The sequence below is a fragment of the Bacillus sp. MT(2024) genome (assembly GCF_036362845.1).
Classification (GTDB): domain Bacteria; phylum Bacillota; class Bacilli; order Bacillales; family Bacillaceae; genus Bacillus; species Bacillus velezensis.
Genome location: NZ_CP143632.1, coordinates 1583917 through 1602856 on the forward strand (window position 1 = coordinate 1583917; position 18940 = coordinate 1602856).

Genomic DNA, 18940 nt, shown 5'->3' on the forward strand with positions numbered 1-18940 from the left:
AGATTTGGATCAAGCATCGCGCTGTTTAATGGTCTGCAGTATTAATCAAATCATTTCCCCGTCTCTTCTATTAAAATGGTGGAAAGCTGATCACTCTCTGTCTTTTTTACCGGATCCGCATCCATTAACTGTTTTATCAGAAGGGAAAACAGCCTCGGAAGAAATTTTTCGGGAAATAGAGCGCAAGGATCCGGAACTTGATGAAGTTCTGTCCGATTACCGCCGCGAAGGCATTACTGTCATTCCGATTTCATCAAGCCGCTACCCAAGATGGCTTAAAGCGATTTATGATCCGCCGGCTGTCTTGTATGCAAAAGGGAACACGCCGCTTCTTGAAAAAGGCAGAAAAATCGGGATTGTAGGAACGCGGAAACCGACGGAAGACGGAATAAAAGCGGCTGGGCATCTTTCCGCCGAACTCTCAAAAAAAGGCTGGGTCATTGTAAGCGGGCTTGCATCCGGTATAGACGGATTGTCTCATAAGGCGAGCATCAGGGCAAAAGGGCTTACGATCGGCGTGATAGCCGGCGGATTCCATCACATCTATCCCCGGGAAAATCTCCTGTTAGCAGAATACATGGCTGAACACCATCTCCTACTCTCAGAACATCCTCCTGAAACAAAGCCGAAAAAATGGCATTTTCCGATGAGAAACCGCATAATCAGCGGACTAAGTGAAGGAATTGTGGTCGTACAGGGAAAAGAAAAAAGCGGTTCATTAATCACAGCTTACCAGGCCCTCGATCAAGGCAGAGAGGTATTTGCCGTTCCAGGTTCCATATTTAATCCATATTCCGGAGGACCTATAAAACTCATTCAAGAAGGGGCGAAAGCTGTATTATGCGCAGAGGATATTGACGGAGAGCTGACCGCCCGATGCGTTCAGTATACGGAACCCTTTTGAAATATCGTTTGACAAACGGTATTGTAATATTTAATAATAGTGAGGATTTAAAGTTGCATATTATTTTCATGTATAAAATGACGTTCATCATAAAGAATGAAATGTTGAAAGCCATAAAAAGGCAGCTCTAAAATGAATTGATACTTGAAAAGAGAGAGAACACCTCTTGAGGGGGATGAAAATGTCTGATTATCTAGTCATCGTGGAATCGCCGGCAAAGGCGAAAACGATTGAACGTTATTTAGGGAAGAAATATAAAGTCAAAGCTTCAATGGGACATGTCCGGGATCTTCCGAAAAGTCAAATGGGAGTTGACATCGAACAGAACTTTGAACCGAAATATATTACGATCCGCGGAAAAGGCCCTGTTTTAAAAGAATTAAAAACAGCGGCAAAGAAAGCAAAAAAAGTCTATCTCGCAGCCGACCCCGACAGAGAAGGGGAAGCGATTGCATGGCATCTCGCACACAGCCTTGATCTGGATCTCAGCTCGGACTGCCGGGTCGTCTTTAATGAAATAACGAAAGACGCCATTAAAGAATCATTTAAACATCCGCGCATGATTAATATGGATCTTGTCGATGCGCAGCAGGCGCGCCGCATACTAGACAGACTCGTCGGATACAAAATCAGCCCGATTCTTTGGAAAAAAGTAAAAAAAGGCCTCAGTGCGGGCCGTGTGCAATCCGTTGCGCTCCGGCTGATCATCGACCGGGAAAAGGAAATCAATGACTTTAAACCTGAAGAGTACTGGACGATTACCGGCTCATTTTTAAAGGGAAAAGAGACGTTTGAAGCCGGATTTTTCGGGAAAAACGGCAAAAAGCTTCCTTTAAAAAGCGAAGAAGACGTAAAAGCCGTCCTTGCTCAGCTGAAAGGCAATAAGTATACAGTTGACAAGGTGACAAAAAAAGAGCGCAAACGAAATCCCGCTCTGCCGTTTACAACGTCCACTCTGCAGCAGGAGGCTGCCAGGAAGCTGAATTTCAGAGCGAAGAAAACGATGATGATCGCTCAGCAATTATATGAAGGAATTGATCTCGGCAAAGAAGGGACAGTCGGACTCATCACGTATATGAGAACGGACTCAACGCGGATTTCCAATACAGCCGTTGAAGAGGCGTCAGCTTTTATTGATCAGGCGTACGGAAAAGAGTACTTAGCGGGAAAACGGAAACCGGCAAAGAAAAATGAAAACGCTCAAGATGCCCACGAAGCGATCCGCCCGACTTCAGTACTCAGAAAACCTGCCGACTTAAAAGCGGTGCTTGGAAGAGACCAGCTCAGACTATACAAGCTGATTTGGGAGCGCTTTGTTGCAAGCCAGATGGCGCCTGCCGTCCTTGATACGATGAGCGTCGATCTCAGCAATAACGGATTGACATTCCGGGCAAACGGAAGTAAAGTCAAATTCGCCGGCTTCATGAAAGTCTATGTAGAGGGTAAAGACGATCAGCTGGAAGAAAAAGACCGCATGCTTCCGGACCTTAAAGAGGGAGACACGGTTTTATCGAAAGATATTGAGCCTGAGCAGCACTTTACTCAGCCGCCTCCGCGTTACACAGAAGCGCGCCTGGTTAAAACGCTTGAAGAACTGGGAATCGGCCGTCCTTCGACATATGCGCCGACTCTTGACACCATCCAGCGCCGCGGTTACGTGGGATTAGACAATAAACGGTTTGTGCCGACTGAGCTTGGGCAGATCGTGCTGGATCTTATCATGGAGTTTTTCCCGGAAATCATCAACGTTGAATTCACGGCTAAAATGGAAAGAGACCTTGACCATGTTGAAGATGGCCAGACAGAATGGGTTCAAATCATTGACAGCTTCTATACCGATTTCGAAAAACGCGTGAAAAAAGCGGAAGCTGAAATGAAAGAAGTGGAAATTGAACCTGAATACGCAGATGAAGATTGTGAATTATGCGGCTCCCGGATGGTTTATAAAATGGGCCGATACGGTAAATTTATGGCGTGTTCCAACTTCCCTGACTGCCGGAATACAAAACCGATTGTCAAACAAATCGGCGTAAAATGTCCGAAGTGCCATGAAGGAAACATTGTCGAACGAAAATCAAAAAAGAAACGCGTCTTTTACGGCTGTGACCGTTATCCTGAATGCGACTTCGTATCTTGGGACAAACCGATTGAACGAAAATGCCCGAAATGTGAAAATATGCTCGTAGAGAAAAAGCTTAAAAAAGGCATACAAGTCCAATGCGTCGAATGCGATTATAAGGAAGAACCACAGAAGTAGCGGTGAGCAGAGCCTTGCTCACCTTCTTTGTGTGGAAGGGACAAACAACAGGAGATGAAAAGAAATGAACCAGCAAACAGTTAATGTAATCGGAGCAGGCCTTGCCGGAAGTGAAGCGGCATGGCAGCTTGCAAAACGAGGAATTCAAGTAAAACTATACGAAATGCGGCCCGTCAGGCAGACGGCAGCCCATCATACTGATAAATTCGCTGAACTGGTATGCAGCAACTCCCTCCGTTCTAATACACTCGCTAATGCGGTAGGCGTATTAAAAGAAGAAATGCGGGCCCTTGACTCAGCAATCATTCAATCTGCTGATAAATGCTCGGTTCCGGCAGGGGGAGCGCTTGCAGTTGACCGCCATGAATTTGCGCAAAGCGTGACGGATCTCGTGAAAAACCATCCGAACGTAACGGTTCTTACTGAGGAAGTAACAGAGATTCCGGAAGGCCCGACGGTTATCGCGACCGGACCGCTTACGTCAGAATCGCTTTCACAGCAGCTGAAAGAGCTCACGGGAGAAGAGTATCTGTATTTTTATGACGCGGCGGCGCCGATTGTCGAAAAAGACAGCCTTGATATGGAGAAAGTGTACTTAAAATCCCGTTACGACAAGGGAGAAGCGGCATACTTAAACTGCCCGATGACAGAGGAAGAGTTCGACCGTTTCTATGAAGCATTGACGACGGCTGAGACGGTTCCTTTAAAAGAATTCGAGAAAGAAATCTTCTTTGAAGGCTGTATGCCGATTGAAGTCATGGCGAAAAGAGGCAAGAAAACGATGCTGTTCGGACCGATGAAACCGGTCGGACTGGAAGATCCGAAAACAGGCAAGCGCCCTTATGCAGTCGTTCAGCTCAGACAGGATGACGCGGCGGGAACGCTTTATAATATTGTAGGTTTTCAGACACATTTAAAATGGGGAGACCAAAAAGAAGTGCTTAAACTGATCCCCGGCCTTGAAAATGTTGATATTGTCAGATACGGCGTCATGCACAGAAACACATTTATCAACTCGCCGAGCCTTTTGAACCCGACATATCAATTTAAACAGCGGAACGATCTGTTTTTCGCGGGCCAAATGACCGGTGTAGAGGGTTATGTTGAATCTGCCGCTTCAGGTCTTGTAGCGGGAATCAATGCCGCCAAACTTGTGCTCGGTCAGGATCTTGTGACATTCCCGCAGGAGACGGCGATCGGAAGCATGGCTCACTACATTACGACGACAAATCAGAAGAACTTCCAGCCAATGAATGCAAACTTCGGCCTCTTAAAAGAATTGCCTGTAAAAATTAAAAACAAAAAAGAACGAAATGAAGAATACGCTAAACGCGCAATTGAGACTATTCAAACTATTTCGAAAACGATATAGCTTTTCATTGCAACTTCGATGCATTATATGATACCATTTAAAAGCCCTTCGGAGAGGGAGGTCTTCATAATGACTGAGAATGTTAACTTTTTTTTAAAGTTATTCGTTGAATATTTACAAATTGAAAAAAATTATTCACAATATACTATTGTGAATTATGTTAATTCGATTGAAGAATTTGGGATGTTTCTGCATGCTCAAAATATAAATGGAATGAAAGAAGCTGCATATCATGATGTGAGAATATTTTTGACAGAGGCTTATGAAAAAGGTCTGTCAAGAAAAACAATCAGCAAGAAAATTTCAGCTTTGAGAAGCTTCTATAAATTTTTAATGAGGGAAAAGCTTGTTGAAGAGAATCCGTTTCAGCTTGTTCATCTGCCGAAACAAGAGAAACGGATTCCGAAGTTTCTTTATGAAAAAGAACTTGAGGAGCTATTCGCTGTCTCAGACAGAAGTCAGCCGTCAGGGATGCGCGATCAGGCCCTGCTTGAGCTTCTTTATGCGACCGGAATGAGGGTCAGTGAGTGCTGTACGCTCACTGTCGGCGATCTTGACCTGTTCATGGATACGGTGCTCGTTCACGGGAAAGGCAAGAAGCAGCGCTATATCCCGTTCGGCTCATATGCCCGTGATGCGCTGGAGCTGTATATCAACAGCGGAAGGCAGTGCCTGCTTGAAAAAGCAAAAGAGCCTCATGATGTGCTGTTTGTCAATCAAAGAGGCGGCCCGCTGACCGCCAGAGGAATCCGGTATATTTTAAGCGGGCTTGTAAAAAAAGCATCCGGCACTTTACATATACACCCGCATATGCTTCGGCACACGTTTGCGACTCATCTGCTGAATGAAGGGGCTGATTTAAGAAGCGTCCAGGAGCTTTTGGGCCATTCCAATCTGTCTTCTACGCAGATATACACGCATGTATCGAAGGAAATGCTGAGAAACACATATATGTCCCACCACCCGAGAGCTTTTAAAGAAAATTAAAAGGAGGCCCTTCTCATGTCATCTTTTCATGCGACAACGATTTTTGCCGTCCAGCATAACGGGAAAAGCGCTATGTCAGGAGACGGCCAGGTCACATTCGGTCAGGCTGTAGTCATGAAACATACAGCGAGAAAAGTGAGAAAGCTGTTTAACGGAAAGGTTCTGGCCGGATTTGCGGGATCTGTTGCAGACGCTTTCACACTTTTTGAAATGTTTGAGGCGAAGCTTGAAGAATACAACGGCAATTTAAAACGTGCGTCGGTTGAGCTTGCGAAAGAATGGCGCAGCGATAAAGTGCTGCGCAAGCTGGAAGCCATGCTGATTGTCATGAACCAGGATACCTTGCTTCTCGTATCGGGAACAGGTGAAGTGATTGAGCCGGATGACGGCATTTTGGCAATCGGCTCCGGCGGAAACTACGCCCTGTCAGCAGGAAGAGCGCTGAAAACCTATGCCGGAGAGAATCTGTCCGCCAAAGATATTGCAAAAGCCGCTTTGAAAATCGCAGGCGAGATCTGCGTGTACACAAACGATCAGATCATTTTGGAAGAACTTGAATAGAAAGGACTTGAGGCGCATGGAAAACAAACCGTTAACACCGAGACAAATCGTAGATCGGTTGGATCAATACATTGTAGGACAGCAGGATGCGAAAAAAGCTGTCGCCGTGGCATTAAGAAACCGCTATCGCAGAAGTCTTCTTGATGAAAAACTGAGAGACGAGATCGTTCCCAAAAACATCCTGATGATGGGCCCGACCGGGGTGGGGAAAACAGAGATCGCCAGACGGATCGCCAAGCTTACCGGTGCGCCATTTATAAAAATTGAAGCGACAAAATTTACAGAAGTCGGCTATGTAGGCAGAGATGTCGAATCAATGGTCAGAGACCTTGTTGAGACATCCGTGCGGCTCATTAAAGAAGAAAAAATCAGCGAAGTGAAAGAACAGGCTGAAGAAAATGCAAACAAACGTATCGTGCGGCTTCTCGTTCCGGGAAAGAAAAAACAAGCGGGTGTGAAAAATCCGTTTGAAATGCTTTTCGGAGGAAGCCAGACGGCAAATGATGATGAAGCCGACCAGCAGGAAGAAGCAAGCCTTGAAGAAAAAAGAAAACGCATGGCGCATCAGCTCGCATTGGGAGAGCTCGAAGACCATTACGTCTCCGTAGAGGTGGAAGAGCAGCAGCCGTCGATGTTTGACATGCTGCAAGGCTCCGGGATGGAGCAGATGGGCATGAATATGCAGGATGCGCTGAGCAATCTGATGCCGAAAAAGAAAAAACGCCGCAAAATGACGGTCAGAGAAGCAAGGAAGGTTCTGACCAATGAAGAGGCAGGCAAATTAATTGATATGGATGAAGTCGGCCAAGAGGCCGTGTTAAGAGCTGAAGAGGGCGGCATTATCTTTATTGACGAAATAGATAAAATCGCAAAAAACGGAGGGGCTTCTTCCTCAGCAGATGTATCGAGAGAAGGCGTTCAAAGAGATATCCTTCCGATTGTCGAAGGATCTACCGTCGTCACGAAATACGGCTCCGTCAAAACAGATCACGTGCTGTTTATCGCAGCCGGGGCATTCCATATGGCCAAACCGTCTGATCTGATACCGGAGCTGCAGGGCCGCTTTCCGATTCGTGTAGAATTGAGCAAGCTGACGGTGGATGATTTTGTGAAGATTCTCGTCGAACCCGATAACGCGCTGTTAAAACAATATCAGGCTTTATTGCAGACAGAAGGTATATCTCTTGAATTTTCTGACGAAGCTATTCGTAAGATCGCCGAAGTGGCTTATCATGTGAATCAGGACACGGACAACATCGGAGCGAGAAGGCTTCACACGATATTGGAACGTCTCTTGGAAGACCTGTCGTTTGAAGCGCCGGACGTGACGATGGAAAAAGTCGCCATCACGCCGCAATACGTTGAAGAAAAGCTCGGAACGATTGCAAACAACAAAGATCTAAGTCAATTTATATTGTGAAAATTTAATAAGAGGAATTCTAGGAGGATTATTTATCATGGCTTTACTACAAAAAACACGAATTATTAACAGCATGCTGCAGGCTGCGGCAGGCAAACCCGTAAACTTTAAAGAAATGGCTGAAACGCTTCGTGACGTCATTGATTCTAATATTTTCGTCGTCAGCCGCAGAGGAAAGCTTTTGGGCTACTCTATTAATCAGCAGATTGAAAATGACCGCATGAAAAAAATGCTTGAAGACCGCCAGTTCCCGGAAGAGTACACGAGAAATCTGTTCAATGTTCCGGAGACGTCTTCAAACCTTGATATCAACAGCGAATACACGGCGTTTCCTGTGGAAAACAGAGACCTGTTCCAAGCGGGCTTAACAACGATCGTGCCGATCATCGGCGGAGGAGAGAGACTGGGCACGCTGATTCTGTCCCGTCTGCAGGATCAATTTGAAGATGATGATCTCATTCTTGCTGAATACGGGGCAACCGTTGTAGGAATGGAGATTTTAAGAGAAAAAGCGGAAGAAATCGAAGAAGAGGCGCGAAGCAAAGCGGTTGTTCAAATGGCGATCAGTTCTCTGTCTTACAGTGAACTTGAAGCGATTGAGCATATCTTTGAAGAGCTTGACGGAAACGAAGGCTTGCTTGTGGCAAGTAAGATTGCGGACCGTGTCGGCATTACGCGTTCAGTAATCGTTAACGCGCTGAGAAAGCTGGAAAGCGCAGGCGTCATTGAATCCAGATCACTGGGAATGAAGGGGACGTACATTAAAGTTCTGAACAACAAATTCCTTATTGAATTGGAAAACCTTAAATCTCATTAAGACAAAAGCAGGATCCCTGAAAATGGGGGTCCTGCTTTTTTTATGGACAATAGGTGAAAAGTTGCAGTTTAAAGTTGCTTATTGGAAGCTGATCTGAGATAATCCATCTTGCTGTGTGAAAAAAGGAGGAAGATACAGAAATTCTGCTATTTTCAGTCTTATATTAAACAAATGCTTGTAGTCCAAATACTCTAGGACTTAATACCTACATGCAAAATAGATATAATTGAGCACTTTTTTTTAGCCTAACTTCATAGACTTTAAGCCTGTTATTTCTTACAATAAGCATATGGTTTTACAATTCTCGACAAGGATTTTTAGGAGAAAAATATCTGAAATGGAGGTAAGTGGATTTGGACTTATTTTCTGGAACTATACAAAATCTTGAGAATGCCTTGGGGAGAGCGGACATTAAGCAAAAAGTCTTAACTAATAACATCGCCAATATAGATACACCGAACTATAAGGCAAAAAAAGTCTCTTTCCGAAATTTGTTAGATCAGGAAACATCCAATCTTGAGGCGGTAAAAACCGACTATCGGCACGTTGACTTTACGGGTTCAGGGGACGATTATTCTATCGTGTCCAGCAGTGATACATCGTACCAGCAAAACGGAAACAATGTCGATATCGACAAAGAAATGACAGATTTAGCCGAAAACCAAATTAATTATCAGGCTTTGGTTGAAAGAATGAGCGGCAAATTCAATTCTCTGAAAACCGTCTTGACAGGAGGAAAATAATGAGTGGCTTTCAAAGCTTAAATATTTCGGGCTCCGCTTTAACTGCACAGCGTGTCCGGATGGACGTCGTATCGTCCAACCTGGCCAATATGGATACAACGAGAGCGAAGCAGGTAAATGGCGAATGGGTGCCTTACAGAAGAAAGCTGGTATCTCTCCAATCCGGAGGCGAATCATTTTCGTCCCTTTTACATTCCAAGATGAACGGAACAGGAAGCGCTGGAAATGGCGTAAAGGTATCTGGCGTTACGGAAGACCCGTCCGCTTTTAATCTCGTTTATGATCCGGAGAATCCTGATGCGAATAAAGACGGATATGTGCAAAAACCAAATGTAGACCCATTAAAAGAAATGGTGGATCTTGTCAGCAGCACGAGATCATATGAAGCAAACGTAACTGCATTAAACGCCTCCAAAGGCATGCTTTTGAAGGCTTTAGAAATCGGAAAGTAAGGTGATGTAAGTGGTTAACGCTATTACTCCTTTTCAGCTTCAACAAACCCAAAACACTCAAAACGTAACGAATCAATTAAACCAAACTCAAAAAACTGATTCTTCAAACCAAACAAGCTTTTCGGAGCTTTTAAAAAACTCTATTGATTCGTTAAATGAGTCACAAGTAAAATCTGACCAAATAACGAACGAACTGGCTGCAGGAAAGGATGTAAACCTTGACGAGGTCATGATCGCTGCCCAAAAAGCAAATATCTCTCTGACGGCCGCTACCGAATTCCGCAATAAAGCCGTAGAAGCCTATCAGGAAATCATGAGAATGCAGATGTAGTGGTCAGATTGAAGAGAATGACTGGAATGACCGGGGGTTAACATGAATCGTACTCTAATGCAAATGAAAACCAAAACGGCAGCGTTTTGGAACAACAGATCAAAAACACAGAAGATACTCATGGTAAGCGGCTTGGCCGCATTCATTATTTTACTCATCGTCGTTATTATTTTTACTTCGTCTGAAAAGATGGTGCCTCTTTATAAAGATTTGTCCGCGGAAGAAGCGGGGAAGATTAAAGAAGAGCTCGATACGAAAAAGGTGTCTTCTGAACTTGCTGACGGCGGCACGGTCATTAAGGTTCCTGAGAGCCAAGTGGATTCGCTTAAAGTCCAGCTTGCCGCGGAAGGCCTGCCGAAAACGGGATCAATTGATTATTCGTTTTTCGGACAAAATGCGGGCTTCGGCCTGACAGATAATGAGTTTGACGTTTTAAAGGTTGAGGCGACTCAGACCGAATTGTCAAACCTGATAAATGAAATGGACGGTATTAAAAGCTCGAAGGTCATGATCAATATGCCGAAAGAAGCCGTGTTCGTCGGTGAAGATCAGCCGGCAGCGTCCGCATCTATCGTTTTGCAGATGAAACCGGGCTACTCGCTTGATCAAAACCAGATCAACGGGCTGTACCATCTCGTTTCTAAAAGTGTTCCGAACTTAAAAGAAGATAATATCGTCATAATGGATCAAAATTCTACATATTATGACAAAAGTGACAGCGGTGCAGGGTCCGTTTCTGACAGTTATGCATCTCAGCAAGGTATTAAGTCGCAGGTCGAAAAGGACATTCAAAAACATGTTCAGTCACTGCTCGGCACAATGATGGGGCAGGATAAGGTCGTTGTTTCCGTAACGGCGGATATTGACTTCACGAAGGAAAAACGCACTGAAGACACTGTCGAACCTGTCGATAAAGATAACATGGAAGGCATAGCGGTAAGCGCCGAAAAAGTTGCGGAAACGTATAAAGGCGACGGCGCAGCCAACGGCGGCACGGCCGGAACGGGAAGCAATGACACCGCGAACTATGCTGAGACAAACGGCGGTTCAAACAGCGGGGACTACGAAAAAAGCAGCAATAAAATCAACTATGAAGTCAACCGTATTCATAAAGAAATCGCGGAAAGCCCGTATAAAGTGCGTGATTTAGGCATTCAAGTCATGGTGGAGCCGCCTAATCCGAAAAATGCCGCTTCCTTATCAGCACAGAGACAGGCTGATATACAGAAGATTTTAGGAACGGTCGTCAGAACGTCTCTTGATAAAAACGAAACGCAAAATCAAAACCTGACAGACAATGATATCAACAATAAAATCGTTGTATCCGTTCAGCCGTTTGACGGAAAAACAAGCCTGAACACAGATTCGGCACAATCTTCAGGTCTTCCGATCTGGGTATACATTACAGGCGGCGTACTGCTTGCGGCCATTATTCTGCTTATTATTCTCCTCATCAGAAAGAAACGCTCACAAGAGGATGAATACGAAGAATATGAATATGAAACACCGCCGGAGCCGGTTCGATTGCCTGATATCAACGAAGAGAAAATTGAAACGGAAGAAACAGTCAGACGAAAACAGCTTGAAAAAATGGCTAAAGAAAAACCGGAAGACTTTGCTAAATTGCTTCGAAGCTGGCTGGACGAGGATTAGGGGGAATGGAAAATGGCGAAACGTGATCAGAACAAGCTTACAGGAAAACAAAAAGCAGCCATCCTCATGATTTCCTTAGGCCTTGATGTATCAGCTTCTGTGTACAAGCATTTGTCTGAAGAAGAAATTGAAAGATTGACTCTCGAGATTTCGGGAGTCAGAAGCGTCGATCATCAAAGAAAAGATGAAATCATTGAAGAATTTCATAATATCGCAATCGCTCAGGACTATATTTCACAAGGCGGTTTAAATTACGCCCGCCAAGTGCTTGAAAAAGCGCTCGGAGAAGACAAAGCGGTAAGCATTTTAAACAGGCTCACCTCTTCTTTGCAGGTAAAGCCGTTTGATTTTGCGAGAAAAGCGGAGCCCGAACAGATTTTAAATTTCATTCAGCAGGAACATCCGCAAACGATGGCACTGATTTTATCCTACCTTGACCCGGTGCAGGCCGGACAGATTTTGTCTGAGCTGAACCCGGACGTTCAGGCTGAGGTGGCAAGAAGGATTGCGGTTATGGACAGAACGTCTCCCGAAATCATAAATGAAGTGGAGCGGGTCCTTGAACAAAAGCTGTCCTCCTCCTTTACGCAGGATTATACGCAGACCGGCGGCATAGAAGCCGTTGTTGAAGTGTTAAACGGCGTAGACAGAGGAACGGAAAAAACGATCCTTGATTCATTAGAAATCCAAGATCCTGAATTGGCGGATGAAATCAAAAAACGGATGTTTGTCTTTGAAGATATTGTCACCCTTGATAACCGTGCGATTCAGCGCGTGATCAGAGACGTTGAAAACGACGACCTCCTGCTTTCATTGAAGGTTGCGAGCGAGGAAGTCAAAGAGATCGTCTTCAGCAATATGTCACAGCGTATGGTTGAAACGTTTAAAGAGGAAATGGAAATTATGGGGCCTGTGCGTTTGCGTGATGTGGAAGAGGCGCAATCAAGAATCGTGGGCGTCGTCCGCAAGCTGGAAGAAGCCGGAGAAATTGTAATCGCGCGAGGCGGAGGAGACGATATTATTGTCTAATATCATTAAACAGCAATCATCATTTTCTCCTGAACAAAAACGGCGTAAGCTTTCCTTGCAGGAAGTCAGGAAAACACATTCCCAGCCAGACCGGGAGGAACCTGAAAATCCGGAGGCTCTCATGGCTTTTGCCAAGGCCGAAGCCGACAGGGTGTCTGAAGAAGCGAAAAATCAATTGGATCACACTCTTCGGCAGATTGAAGAAGAGAAAAACCGCTGGGCGGAAGAAAAACAAAGATTGATGGAAGAAGCGAAGGCAGAAGGATATAAAGAAGGCATGGCATTGGGAAAAGCCGATGCTCAAGCTGAATATGCCAATCTCATCAGCCGGGCCAATGCCGTTATGGAAATGGCGAGACAGTCAGTCGAGGAAAAACTGGAAAGCGCTGAGGAAGAAATTATTGAGCTTTCCGTTGCGCTCGCTAAAAAAGTCTGGCGGCAAAAAAGTGACGATAAAGAGGCTTTCCTTCTGCTGGTCAAACAGGTAGTAGCCGAAGTAAAAGATTATGATGACATCTCCATCTATGTGGACCCTGAATATTATGAGACGGTTCATCAGCATATGGACGAAATTCAGCAGCTGTTATACAAAGAATGCAGATTAAGCTTATATGCCGATGAAAAAGCCGCGAAGGGAACGTGCTCGATAGAAACTCCGTTCGGACGTGTTGATGCAGGCATAGACACTCAGCTGATGCAATTAAAGCAAAAGCTTTTAACGGCGCTTGAGGCGGGAGCGGAGCAATGAAGACACAGTATTTAATAGACTCAATTGAAACAGCGGATCCGTACAAACGCTACGGCAAGGTTAAACGGGTCATCGGGCTGATGATTGAATCAAAAGGGCCCGAAAGCTCAATCGGAGATGTTTGTCTCATTTATCCGAAAGGCCATGCAAAAAAAGCAATTAAAGCTGAGGTTGTAGGCTTCCAGGATGAAAACATTCTGTTAATGCCTTATCTGGAAGCAGCCAGTATCGCGCCGGGCAGCATTGTGGAGGCCACTGGCGAGTCGCTCCGCATCAAAGTAGGGGCGGGGTTAATCGGACAAGTTGTCGACGCGTTCGGCGAACCTCTTGACGGCCGGGCGCTTCCGAAAGGTTTGTCCCCCGTTTCGACAGAACAGCAGCCGCCAAACCCGATGAAACGCCCGCCGATACGGGAAAAGATGGGTGTCGGCGTCAGATCGATTGACAGTCTGCTGACGGTAGGAAAAGGGCAGAGAATCGGGATTTTTGCCGGAAGCGGAGTCGGGAAAAGCACCTTGATGGGAATGATTGCGAAGCAGACTGAAGCTGATTTAAACATTATCGCACTTGTCGGTGAACGGGGGCGCGAGGTGCGTGAATTCATCGAGAAGGATTTAGGCGAAGAAGGCCTGAAACGCTCGATAGTCGTAGTCGCGACCTCTGATCAGCCTGCGTTAATGCGATTGAAAGCGGCGTATACGGCCACCGCCATTGCGGAGTATTTCCGCGATAAAGGCCGGAATGTGATGTTCATGATGGACTCCGTCACGAGGGTCGCGATGGCTCAGCGGGAAATCGGCCTGGCAGCGGGAGAACCGCCGACAACAAAGGGATATACACCTTCTGTGTTCGCTATTTTGCCTCGTTTGCTGGAAAGAACGGGCGCAAATGAACAAGGAACGATAACCGCTTTTTATACGGTTCTCGTTGACGGAGATGACATGAACGAACCGATTGCCGATACGGTGCGCGGAATATTAGACGGGCATATCGTTCTCGATCGGGCGCTTGCCAACAAAGGGCAGTTCCCGGCCGTGAACATCCTGAAAAGCATCAGCAGGGTCATGTCTAATATTTCAGACACAGCGCACATAGAGGCGGCCAACAAATTCCGCGATCTTCTGTCAACTTATCAAAACTCTGAAGATCTCATTAATATCGGAGCTTACAAAAGAGGGTCATCAAGAGAAATTGATGAAGCGATTCAGTTTTATCCGCAGCTTATTCAATTTTTAAAACAAGGAACGGAAGAACCTGCTCAATTGGAAGACAGCATTGCGGCATTGACGAGTCTGACAGGAAATGAGGAATAAACATCATGGCGTACCAATTCAGATTTCAAAAGCTGCTGGAATTAAAAGAAAATGAAAAAGACCAAACATTGACTGAATACAGACAATCGGTTTCTGAATTTGAGACAGTGGCTGAAAAACTATATGAAAATATGAGCAAAAAAGAATTGCTCGAAAAAGACAAAGAATCAAAGCTGAAATGCGGGATGAGCGTTCAGGAAATGAGACATTATCAGCAATTCGTTTCCAACCTTGAGAACACCATCTACCATTATCAAAAGCTTGTCATTATGAAACGAAATGAAATGAATGAGAAGCAGGAACAGCTCACCGAAAAAAACATTGAAGTAAAGAAATTTGAAAAAATGCGGGAAAAACAATTTAATATGTTCGCACTTGAAGATAAAGCTGCAGAGATGAGGGAAATGGACGACATTTCAATCAAGCAGTTTATGATTCAGGGGCATTAGGAGCGAATGAAATGGCCGATAAAGAAAAGAGATCTGGAAAGTTCGGTTCAATCCTGCTTTTTATCATGATCCCGCTGATTTTTCTGATCATCGTCGCAAGCATCATCCTTTGGGCTGCCGGCGTTGATGTGATGAAGCCGATTCAGGAAACAGCCGCTAAAACGCCTGTTTTAAAAGAATTGGTTCCCGAAACGAAAGAAATGAAAAGCGCGGCGGAAAAGCAGAAGGAAGACAGAACGGCTTCTCTTGAAAAGACCATAAAGGAACAAAAAAGTGAAATTAACATTTTGAATAAAGATTTAGACACAAGCAAGTCCGAAATCGATAATCTGAATCAGAAAATCCGTTCACTGAAACAGGAAGCTGAACAGCAGCAGAAAACGAAGACGGATGAAACAAAAAAAGACGCTTCGGATTCAGCCGGAAAAGATAAAATGATCAACATCTATAAAAGTATGGACAGCGGTAAAGCGGCAAGCATTATCGTAAAGCTGAAAGAAAAAGAAGCCCTCGATATTTTAAACGGATTAAGTAAAAAGCAGCTTGCTGAAATCTTGACGAAAATGACTCCTGAACAAGCGGCTAAATATACAGAAAAACTATCCGCTGACGGAAATAAGGAGTGATGTAAGTTGAAGCTGCTTGAATTAACGGGTAATCGTACGCAGACTGCGCAAAACAGCAATGTGAAGACGAATGTAAACAGCTTAGGTCTATTTCAGAACTGGCTCCTGTCGGAAATCACTTCTCCCCGGCAGCCCGGAGATGAAACAAAAACAAGTGACGCAGAGCTGAATGATGCCCTATCGAAAATCGGTGATTGGCTGAAAGCCGGCCCGGAAGATAAAGAATTGCAGCTTAAACAGCTGCTTGAGGCGGTAAAAGCTCTTGAAGGAAAGCAGACGGCTGAAACAGCTCTTCCTTTATTGAAACAGCTTGCCGAATCCGTTGAAGACATGTTAGCGGGAAAACAGCAGGGGGCGAAGCCTGAAACGAATGAGCCGGATTCTTCCGCAAAAGACGGGGATTCCGTCAAGGATGCGCTTGAGAAGGGCCTGCTTTTCATTCAAGAAGCCGTATCCCAGCTCTTCACATCTCAGCAGGAACTGCCGGACAGCACGCAGGCAAAGGCGGTTTACCGGGAAGGCGCCCGTTTATTAGAGGCATTGAAAAAACAAGGCGTTCCGGACCGCGTGATTCAAGACCTGCGGCAGACATTTTTTCCGAAAAACGAATCTGCATCTAAACTTTACTCCATGACAGCCGCTGAGCTGAAGAGCTTTCAAAGCGTCGCGGAGCAGCTTGCGGGCCTTTCTCAAAAGGGAACAAAGGAATGGGATATGGCTGAAACTGAGCTGAAAGCTTTTGTGTTATCTCAATCATCTGAATCATCCCAAGAGTCAGCCGGGAAAACGGAACAGCAAAACGGCGGCACGGTTTCCCACGCAAAGGCGCCTGACAGCAAATTGTCTGCACATATACTGTTTTCGGGAACGAGAAGCCTTGCCGGCATTCAGCAAGCGTCCGCAGGAGCTGAACAGCAGCCGGCAGAAAATAAACCGTTAACGGATCAGGTCATCAGCGGCTGGAAACAGATGAAATACACGCCTTTCGGGAAAACAACCGGAAGCTTTACGATTCGTCTTAATCCCGAGAACCTCGGATTTGTCACAATTAAGGTGACAAACGAAAACGGGATGTTTCAAAGCAAAATAATCGCATCCAGCCAGTCCGCGAAAGAGCTGCTGGAACAGCATCTTCCTCAGCTGAAACAGTCGCTTCCGAATATGTCGGTCCAGGTCGACCGTTTTACAGTCCCGCTTCAAAGCGTGGATCAGCAGCCTGTTTACGGGCAGACGGCCGATCACAATAAACAGCAGCATCAGGGACAGAGAGAGCGGAAGAACCAACAGCAGTCAGGCGATTTCGGAGATATGCTGGAGGAGCTTTCTCTCAATGAAATGGAGGAAGAATAGTTGACATCAGTAAACTCGGATTATGCCGCGGCGGGCGCTTCAACCACTTCAAACGCGAAGAGCACCTCCGCAGTAAACAGCAGCACGAATTTAGGGAAAGACGAATTTCTGAAGATCTTAATGACACAGGTTCAAAACCAGGACCCGCTCAATCCGGTTGATGACAAAGAATTCATCAGCCAGATGGCGACATTTTCTTCATTGGAGCAAATGATGAATATGAATACGACGATGACTAAATTTGTAGAAAATCAAGATCCGTTTACGATGTATGTGAACTGGATCGGCAAAAATGTCACATTCAGCGACAGCGACGGGAAGGATCAGACAAGCCCAGTCAATTCAGTCAAGCATTCAAACGGCAATTACGTGCTCGTGCTTGAAAATGGCAAAGAGGTCAGTCCGTGGAATGTCACGGCCGTCAGCGAAACATCTAAATAAAAAGAAACCCAGGGGGAATTTAACATGTTACGTTCATTATATTCCGGTATCAGCGGCATGAAAAACTTTCAGACAAAACTAGATGTAATCGGCAATAACATCGCCAACGTCAACACAGTGGGATTTAAGAAAAGCCGCGTTACATTTAAAGATATGATCAGCCAGACAGTCGCCGGCGGTTCAAACGTGACCAATTCAAAACAAATCGGCTTGGGTGCCGCGACTTCTTCCATTGATGTCGTTCATTCAACCGGCGCCCCGCAGGCTACACAGAATAAAACCGACCTAGCCATTGACGGAGACGGATACTTTCAGATTAATACAGGTTCGGGAATCGTTTACACACGTGCGGGGAATTTCGGAAAGGACAATCAAGGCAACCTTGTTACGACTGACGGGTACTACCTTGAAAAAATCGGCGGCGGCAAAATCAATATTCCGACTGATGCGAAAGATTACAGCATCGGTGCAGACGGAACCGTTACATACACTGATGCAGGGGATGCGGTTCATGATGCCGGACAAATTGGTCTGGTCACGTTCCCTAACAGCGCCGGTCTGGAAAAAATCGGAGGCAATCTTTACAGAGAATCATTAAGTTCAGGAGCTGCGAGCGCAGTCACCACTCCGGGCGAAAACGGAACGGGTAAGCTTTTGGCAGGCTATCTTGAAATGTCAAACGTAGATCTGACAGATGAATTTACCGAAATGATCGTTGCTCAGCGCGGTTTCCAATCAAACTCAAAAATCATTACGACTTCAGATGAAATCCTTCAGGAGCTGGTTAATCTGAAACGGTAAGGAGGGAGGAGAGGCGGTTAGGCCGCTTCTCCGGATTGCATGATTCAAGTCACCCGTTTAAACGGCCAGCCTTTTACGCTGAACGCGCTGTTTATCGAACAGATTGAGTGCTTCCCCGACACGACGATTACACTGTCCAACGGCAAAAAGTTCGTAGTGAAAGAACCGGAAGAAGCAGTTCTCAAAAAAGTCATATCGTTTTACCATAGCATACAAATATTTTCACTGGATCAGGGAATAGAGGAAGAAGAATGAAGAAAAAATTAGTCATCATTTTGCTGATTATTTTAGTTGTCATCGCCGGCCTCGGAACGGCAGCATATTTTGTCGTCAGCGGACATTCCGGCAAAGATAAAAAGCCGACAATTGACGAAGTCGTTGCAGCCACTGTGTCTGTCGACGATATCACGACAAACTTAAAGTCTGACAGCATCATCCGTATCGGCATCAAGCTTGAAACCGACTCGGCTAAAGCGAAGGAAGAACTTGAAAAACGCGATTTTCAGGTGAAAGACAACATCATTTCCATTTTAGCTGACACAAGCGCCGGAGAGATTGAGGGAGATAAAGGAAGAGAAGCGTTTAAACAATCATTAAAAGAGAAAGTAAACAGCTATCTCCAAGAAGGAAAAGTTCAGAAAGTGTACATTACCTCCTTTAATCTGCAATAAAAACAAATTTGACAG

Annotated in this window: 21 protein-coding genes; all 21 read left to right on the forward strand. The window is 45.3% G+C overall.

Going from position 1 to position 18940, the window contains the following annotated elements:
* Window positions 1–4 precede the first annotated feature (4 nt).
* The 21 genes from dprA to fliL all read left to right on the forward strand — a co-directional run bounded on the left by dprA (window position 5) and on the right by fliL (window position 18925).
* Window positions 5–904, forward strand: a complete 900-nt coding sequence (gene dprA / locus VP472_RS08005) for a DNA-processing protein DprA (protein WP_146276764.1) — start codon at window positions 5–7, stop codon at window positions 902–904.
* A gap of 181 nt (window positions 905–1085) precedes the next feature.
* Entirely contained in the window at window positions 1086–3161 is a 2076-nt protein-coding gene (gene topA, locus VP472_RS08010; protein ID WP_025649465.1) for a type I DNA topoisomerase, read from the forward strand.
* 64 nt (window positions 3162–3225) lie between these two features.
* Entirely contained in the window at window positions 3226–4533 is a 1308-nt protein-coding gene (gene trmFO, locus VP472_RS08015) for an FADH(2)-oxidizing methylenetetrahydrofolate--tRNA-(uracil(54)-C(5))-methyltransferase TrmFO (protein WP_012117550.1), read from the forward strand.
* A 69-nt stretch (window positions 4534–4602) separates the two neighbouring features.
* A complete protein-coding gene (gene xerC / locus VP472_RS08020) occupies window positions 4603–5520 on the forward strand; it encodes a tyrosine recombinase XerC (RefSeq protein WP_007409774.1) in 918 nt (305 codons plus the stop codon).
* Between the two features lie 15 nt (window positions 5521–5535).
* Entirely contained in the window at window positions 5536–6081 is a 546-nt protein-coding gene (gene hslV, locus VP472_RS08025; RefSeq protein WP_003154267.1) for an ATP-dependent protease subunit HslV, read from the forward strand.
* A 16-nt stretch (window positions 6082–6097) separates the two neighbouring features.
* Window positions 6098–7501, forward strand: coding sequence for an ATP-dependent protease ATPase subunit HslU (hslU, locus tag VP472_RS08030; RefSeq protein WP_014305002.1), 1404 nt, complete (start codon window positions 6098–6100; stop codon window positions 7499–7501).
* Between the two features lie 37 nt (window positions 7502–7538).
* Window positions 7539–8318, forward strand: a complete 780-nt coding sequence (codY, locus tag VP472_RS08035; protein ID WP_003154263.1) for a GTP-sensing pleiotropic transcriptional regulator CodY — start codon at window positions 7539–7541, stop codon at window positions 8316–8318.
* A gap of 353 nt (window positions 8319–8671) precedes the next feature.
* Complete coding sequence (flgB, locus tag VP472_RS08040) at window positions 8672–9061, forward strand: flagellar basal body rod protein FlgB (RefSeq protein ID WP_003154260.1); 390 nt, start codon at window positions 8672–8674, stop codon at window positions 9059–9061.
* Complete coding sequence (gene flgC, locus VP472_RS08045; protein WP_003154259.1) at window positions 9061–9513, forward strand: flagellar basal body rod protein FlgC; 453 nt, start codon at window positions 9061–9063, stop codon at window positions 9511–9513. The genes flgB and flgC overlap by 1 nt, the downstream gene beginning before the upstream one ends.
* Before the next feature lie 10 nt (window positions 9514–9523).
* Window positions 9524–9844, forward strand: coding sequence for a flagellar hook-basal body complex protein FliE (fliE, locus tag VP472_RS08050; protein ID WP_007409777.1), 321 nt, complete (start codon window positions 9524–9526; stop codon window positions 9842–9844).
* 42 nt (window positions 9845–9886) lie between these two features.
* A complete protein-coding gene (fliF, locus tag VP472_RS08055; protein WP_003154257.1) occupies window positions 9887–11497 on the forward strand; it encodes a flagellar basal-body MS-ring/collar protein FliF in 1611 nt (536 codons plus the stop codon).
* A 12-nt stretch (window positions 11498–11509) separates the two neighbouring features.
* A complete protein-coding gene (gene fliG, locus VP472_RS08060) occupies window positions 11510–12526 on the forward strand; it encodes a flagellar motor switch protein FliG (RefSeq protein ID WP_003154256.1) in 1017 nt (338 codons plus the stop codon).
* A complete protein-coding gene (gene fliH, locus VP472_RS08065; RefSeq protein WP_146276768.1) occupies window positions 12519–13274 on the forward strand; it encodes a flagellar assembly protein FliH in 756 nt (251 codons plus the stop codon). Before fliG ends, fliH begins: the two co-directional genes overlap by 8 nt.
* Window positions 13271–14587: a flagellar protein export ATPase FliI gene (gene fliI, locus VP472_RS08070; protein ID WP_031379121.1), complete on the forward strand. Its 1317-nt coding sequence runs from the start codon at window positions 13271–13273 to the stop codon at window positions 14585–14587. Before fliH ends, fliI begins: the two co-directional genes overlap by 4 nt.
* Window positions 14588–14592: 5 nt before the next feature.
* The gene (gene fliJ / locus VP472_RS08075) at window positions 14593–15036 is read left to right on the forward strand and encodes a flagellar export protein FliJ (RefSeq protein WP_003154253.1); all 444 of its coding nucleotides are present in this window, start codon (window positions 14593–14595) and stop codon (window positions 15034–15036) included.
* A gap of 11 nt (window positions 15037–15047) precedes the next feature.
* Window positions 15048–15662 (forward strand): MotE family protein, encoded by a 615-nt coding sequence (locus VP472_RS08080; RefSeq protein WP_015388236.1) that lies wholly within the window; start codon window positions 15048–15050, stop codon window positions 15660–15662.
* Between the two features lie 6 nt (window positions 15663–15668).
* The gene (locus VP472_RS08085) at window positions 15669–17012 is read left to right on the forward strand and encodes a flagellar hook-length control protein FliK (protein ID WP_146276770.1); all 1344 of its coding nucleotides are present in this window, start codon (window positions 15669–15671) and stop codon (window positions 17010–17012) included.
* Window positions 17013–17453 (forward strand): flagellar hook assembly protein FlgD, encoded by a 441-nt coding sequence (gene flgD / locus VP472_RS08090; RefSeq protein WP_003154247.1) that lies wholly within the window; start codon window positions 17013–17015, stop codon window positions 17451–17453.
* 24 nt (window positions 17454–17477) lie between these two features.
* Window positions 17478–18254: a flagellar basal body rod protein FlgG gene (gene flgG / locus VP472_RS08095; RefSeq protein WP_003154244.1), complete on the forward strand. Its 777-nt coding sequence runs from the start codon at window positions 17478–17480 to the stop codon at window positions 18252–18254.
* Window positions 18255–18293: 39 nt separating this feature from the next.
* Window positions 18294–18509 (forward strand): swarming motility protein SwrD, encoded by a 216-nt coding sequence (locus VP472_RS08100; RefSeq protein ID WP_003154243.1) that lies wholly within the window; start codon window positions 18294–18296, stop codon window positions 18507–18509.
* Entirely contained in the window at window positions 18506–18925 is a 420-nt protein-coding gene (fliL, locus tag VP472_RS08105) for a flagellar basal body-associated protein FliL (RefSeq protein ID WP_014305005.1), read from the forward strand. The genes VP472_RS08100 and fliL overlap by 4 nt, the downstream gene beginning before the upstream one ends.
* Window positions 18926–18940 lie beyond the last annotated feature (15 nt).

Bases quoted from the DNA above. Each gene is read 5' to 3' on its own strand.
- topA (WP_025649465.1), top strand. From the start codon at position 1,086: ATGTCTGATTATCTAGTCATCGTGGAATCGCCGGCAAAGGCGAAAACG.
- trmFO (WP_012117550.1), top strand. From the start codon at position 3,226: ATGAACCAGCAAACAGTTAATGTAATCGGAGCAGGCCTTGCCGGAAGT.
- xerC (WP_007409774.1), top strand. From the start codon at position 4,603: ATGACTGAGAATGTTAACTTTTTTTTAAAGTTATTCGTTGAATATTTA.
- hslV (WP_003154267.1), top strand. From the start codon at position 5,536: ATGTCATCTTTTCATGCGACAACGATTTTTGCCGTCCAGCATAACGGG.
- hslU (WP_014305002.1), top strand. From the start codon at position 6,098: ATGGAAAACAAACCGTTAACACCGAGACAAATCGTAGATCGGTTGGAT.
- codY (WP_003154263.1), top strand. From the start codon at position 7,539: ATGGCTTTACTACAAAAAACACGAATTATTAACAGCATGCTGCAGGCT.
- flgC (WP_003154259.1), top strand. From the start codon at position 9,061: ATGAGTGGCTTTCAAAGCTTAAATATTTCGGGCTCCGCTTTAACTGCA.
- fliF (WP_003154257.1), top strand. From the start codon at position 9,887: ATGAATCGTACTCTAATGCAAATGAAAACCAAAACGGCAGCGTTTTGG.
- fliG (WP_003154256.1), top strand. From the start codon at position 11,510: ATGGCGAAACGTGATCAGAACAAGCTTACAGGAAAACAAAAAGCAGCC.
- fliI (WP_031379121.1), top strand. From the start codon at position 13,271: ATGAAGACACAGTATTTAATAGACTCAATTGAAACAGCGGATCCGTAC.
- fliJ (WP_003154253.1), top strand. From the start codon at position 14,593: ATGGCGTACCAATTCAGATTTCAAAAGCTGCTGGAATTAAAAGAAAAT.
- VP472_RS08080 (WP_015388236.1), top strand. From the start codon at position 15,048: ATGGCCGATAAAGAAAAGAGATCTGGAAAGTTCGGTTCAATCCTGCTT.
- flgG (WP_003154244.1), top strand. From the start codon at position 17,478: ATGTTACGTTCATTATATTCCGGTATCAGCGGCATGAAAAACTTTCAG.
- VP472_RS08100 (WP_003154243.1), top strand. From the start codon at position 18,294: ATGATTCAAGTCACCCGTTTAAACGGCCAGCCTTTTACGCTGAACGCG.
- fliL (WP_014305005.1), top strand. From the start codon at position 18,506: ATGAAGAAAAAATTAGTCATCATTTTGCTGATTATTTTAGTTGTCATC.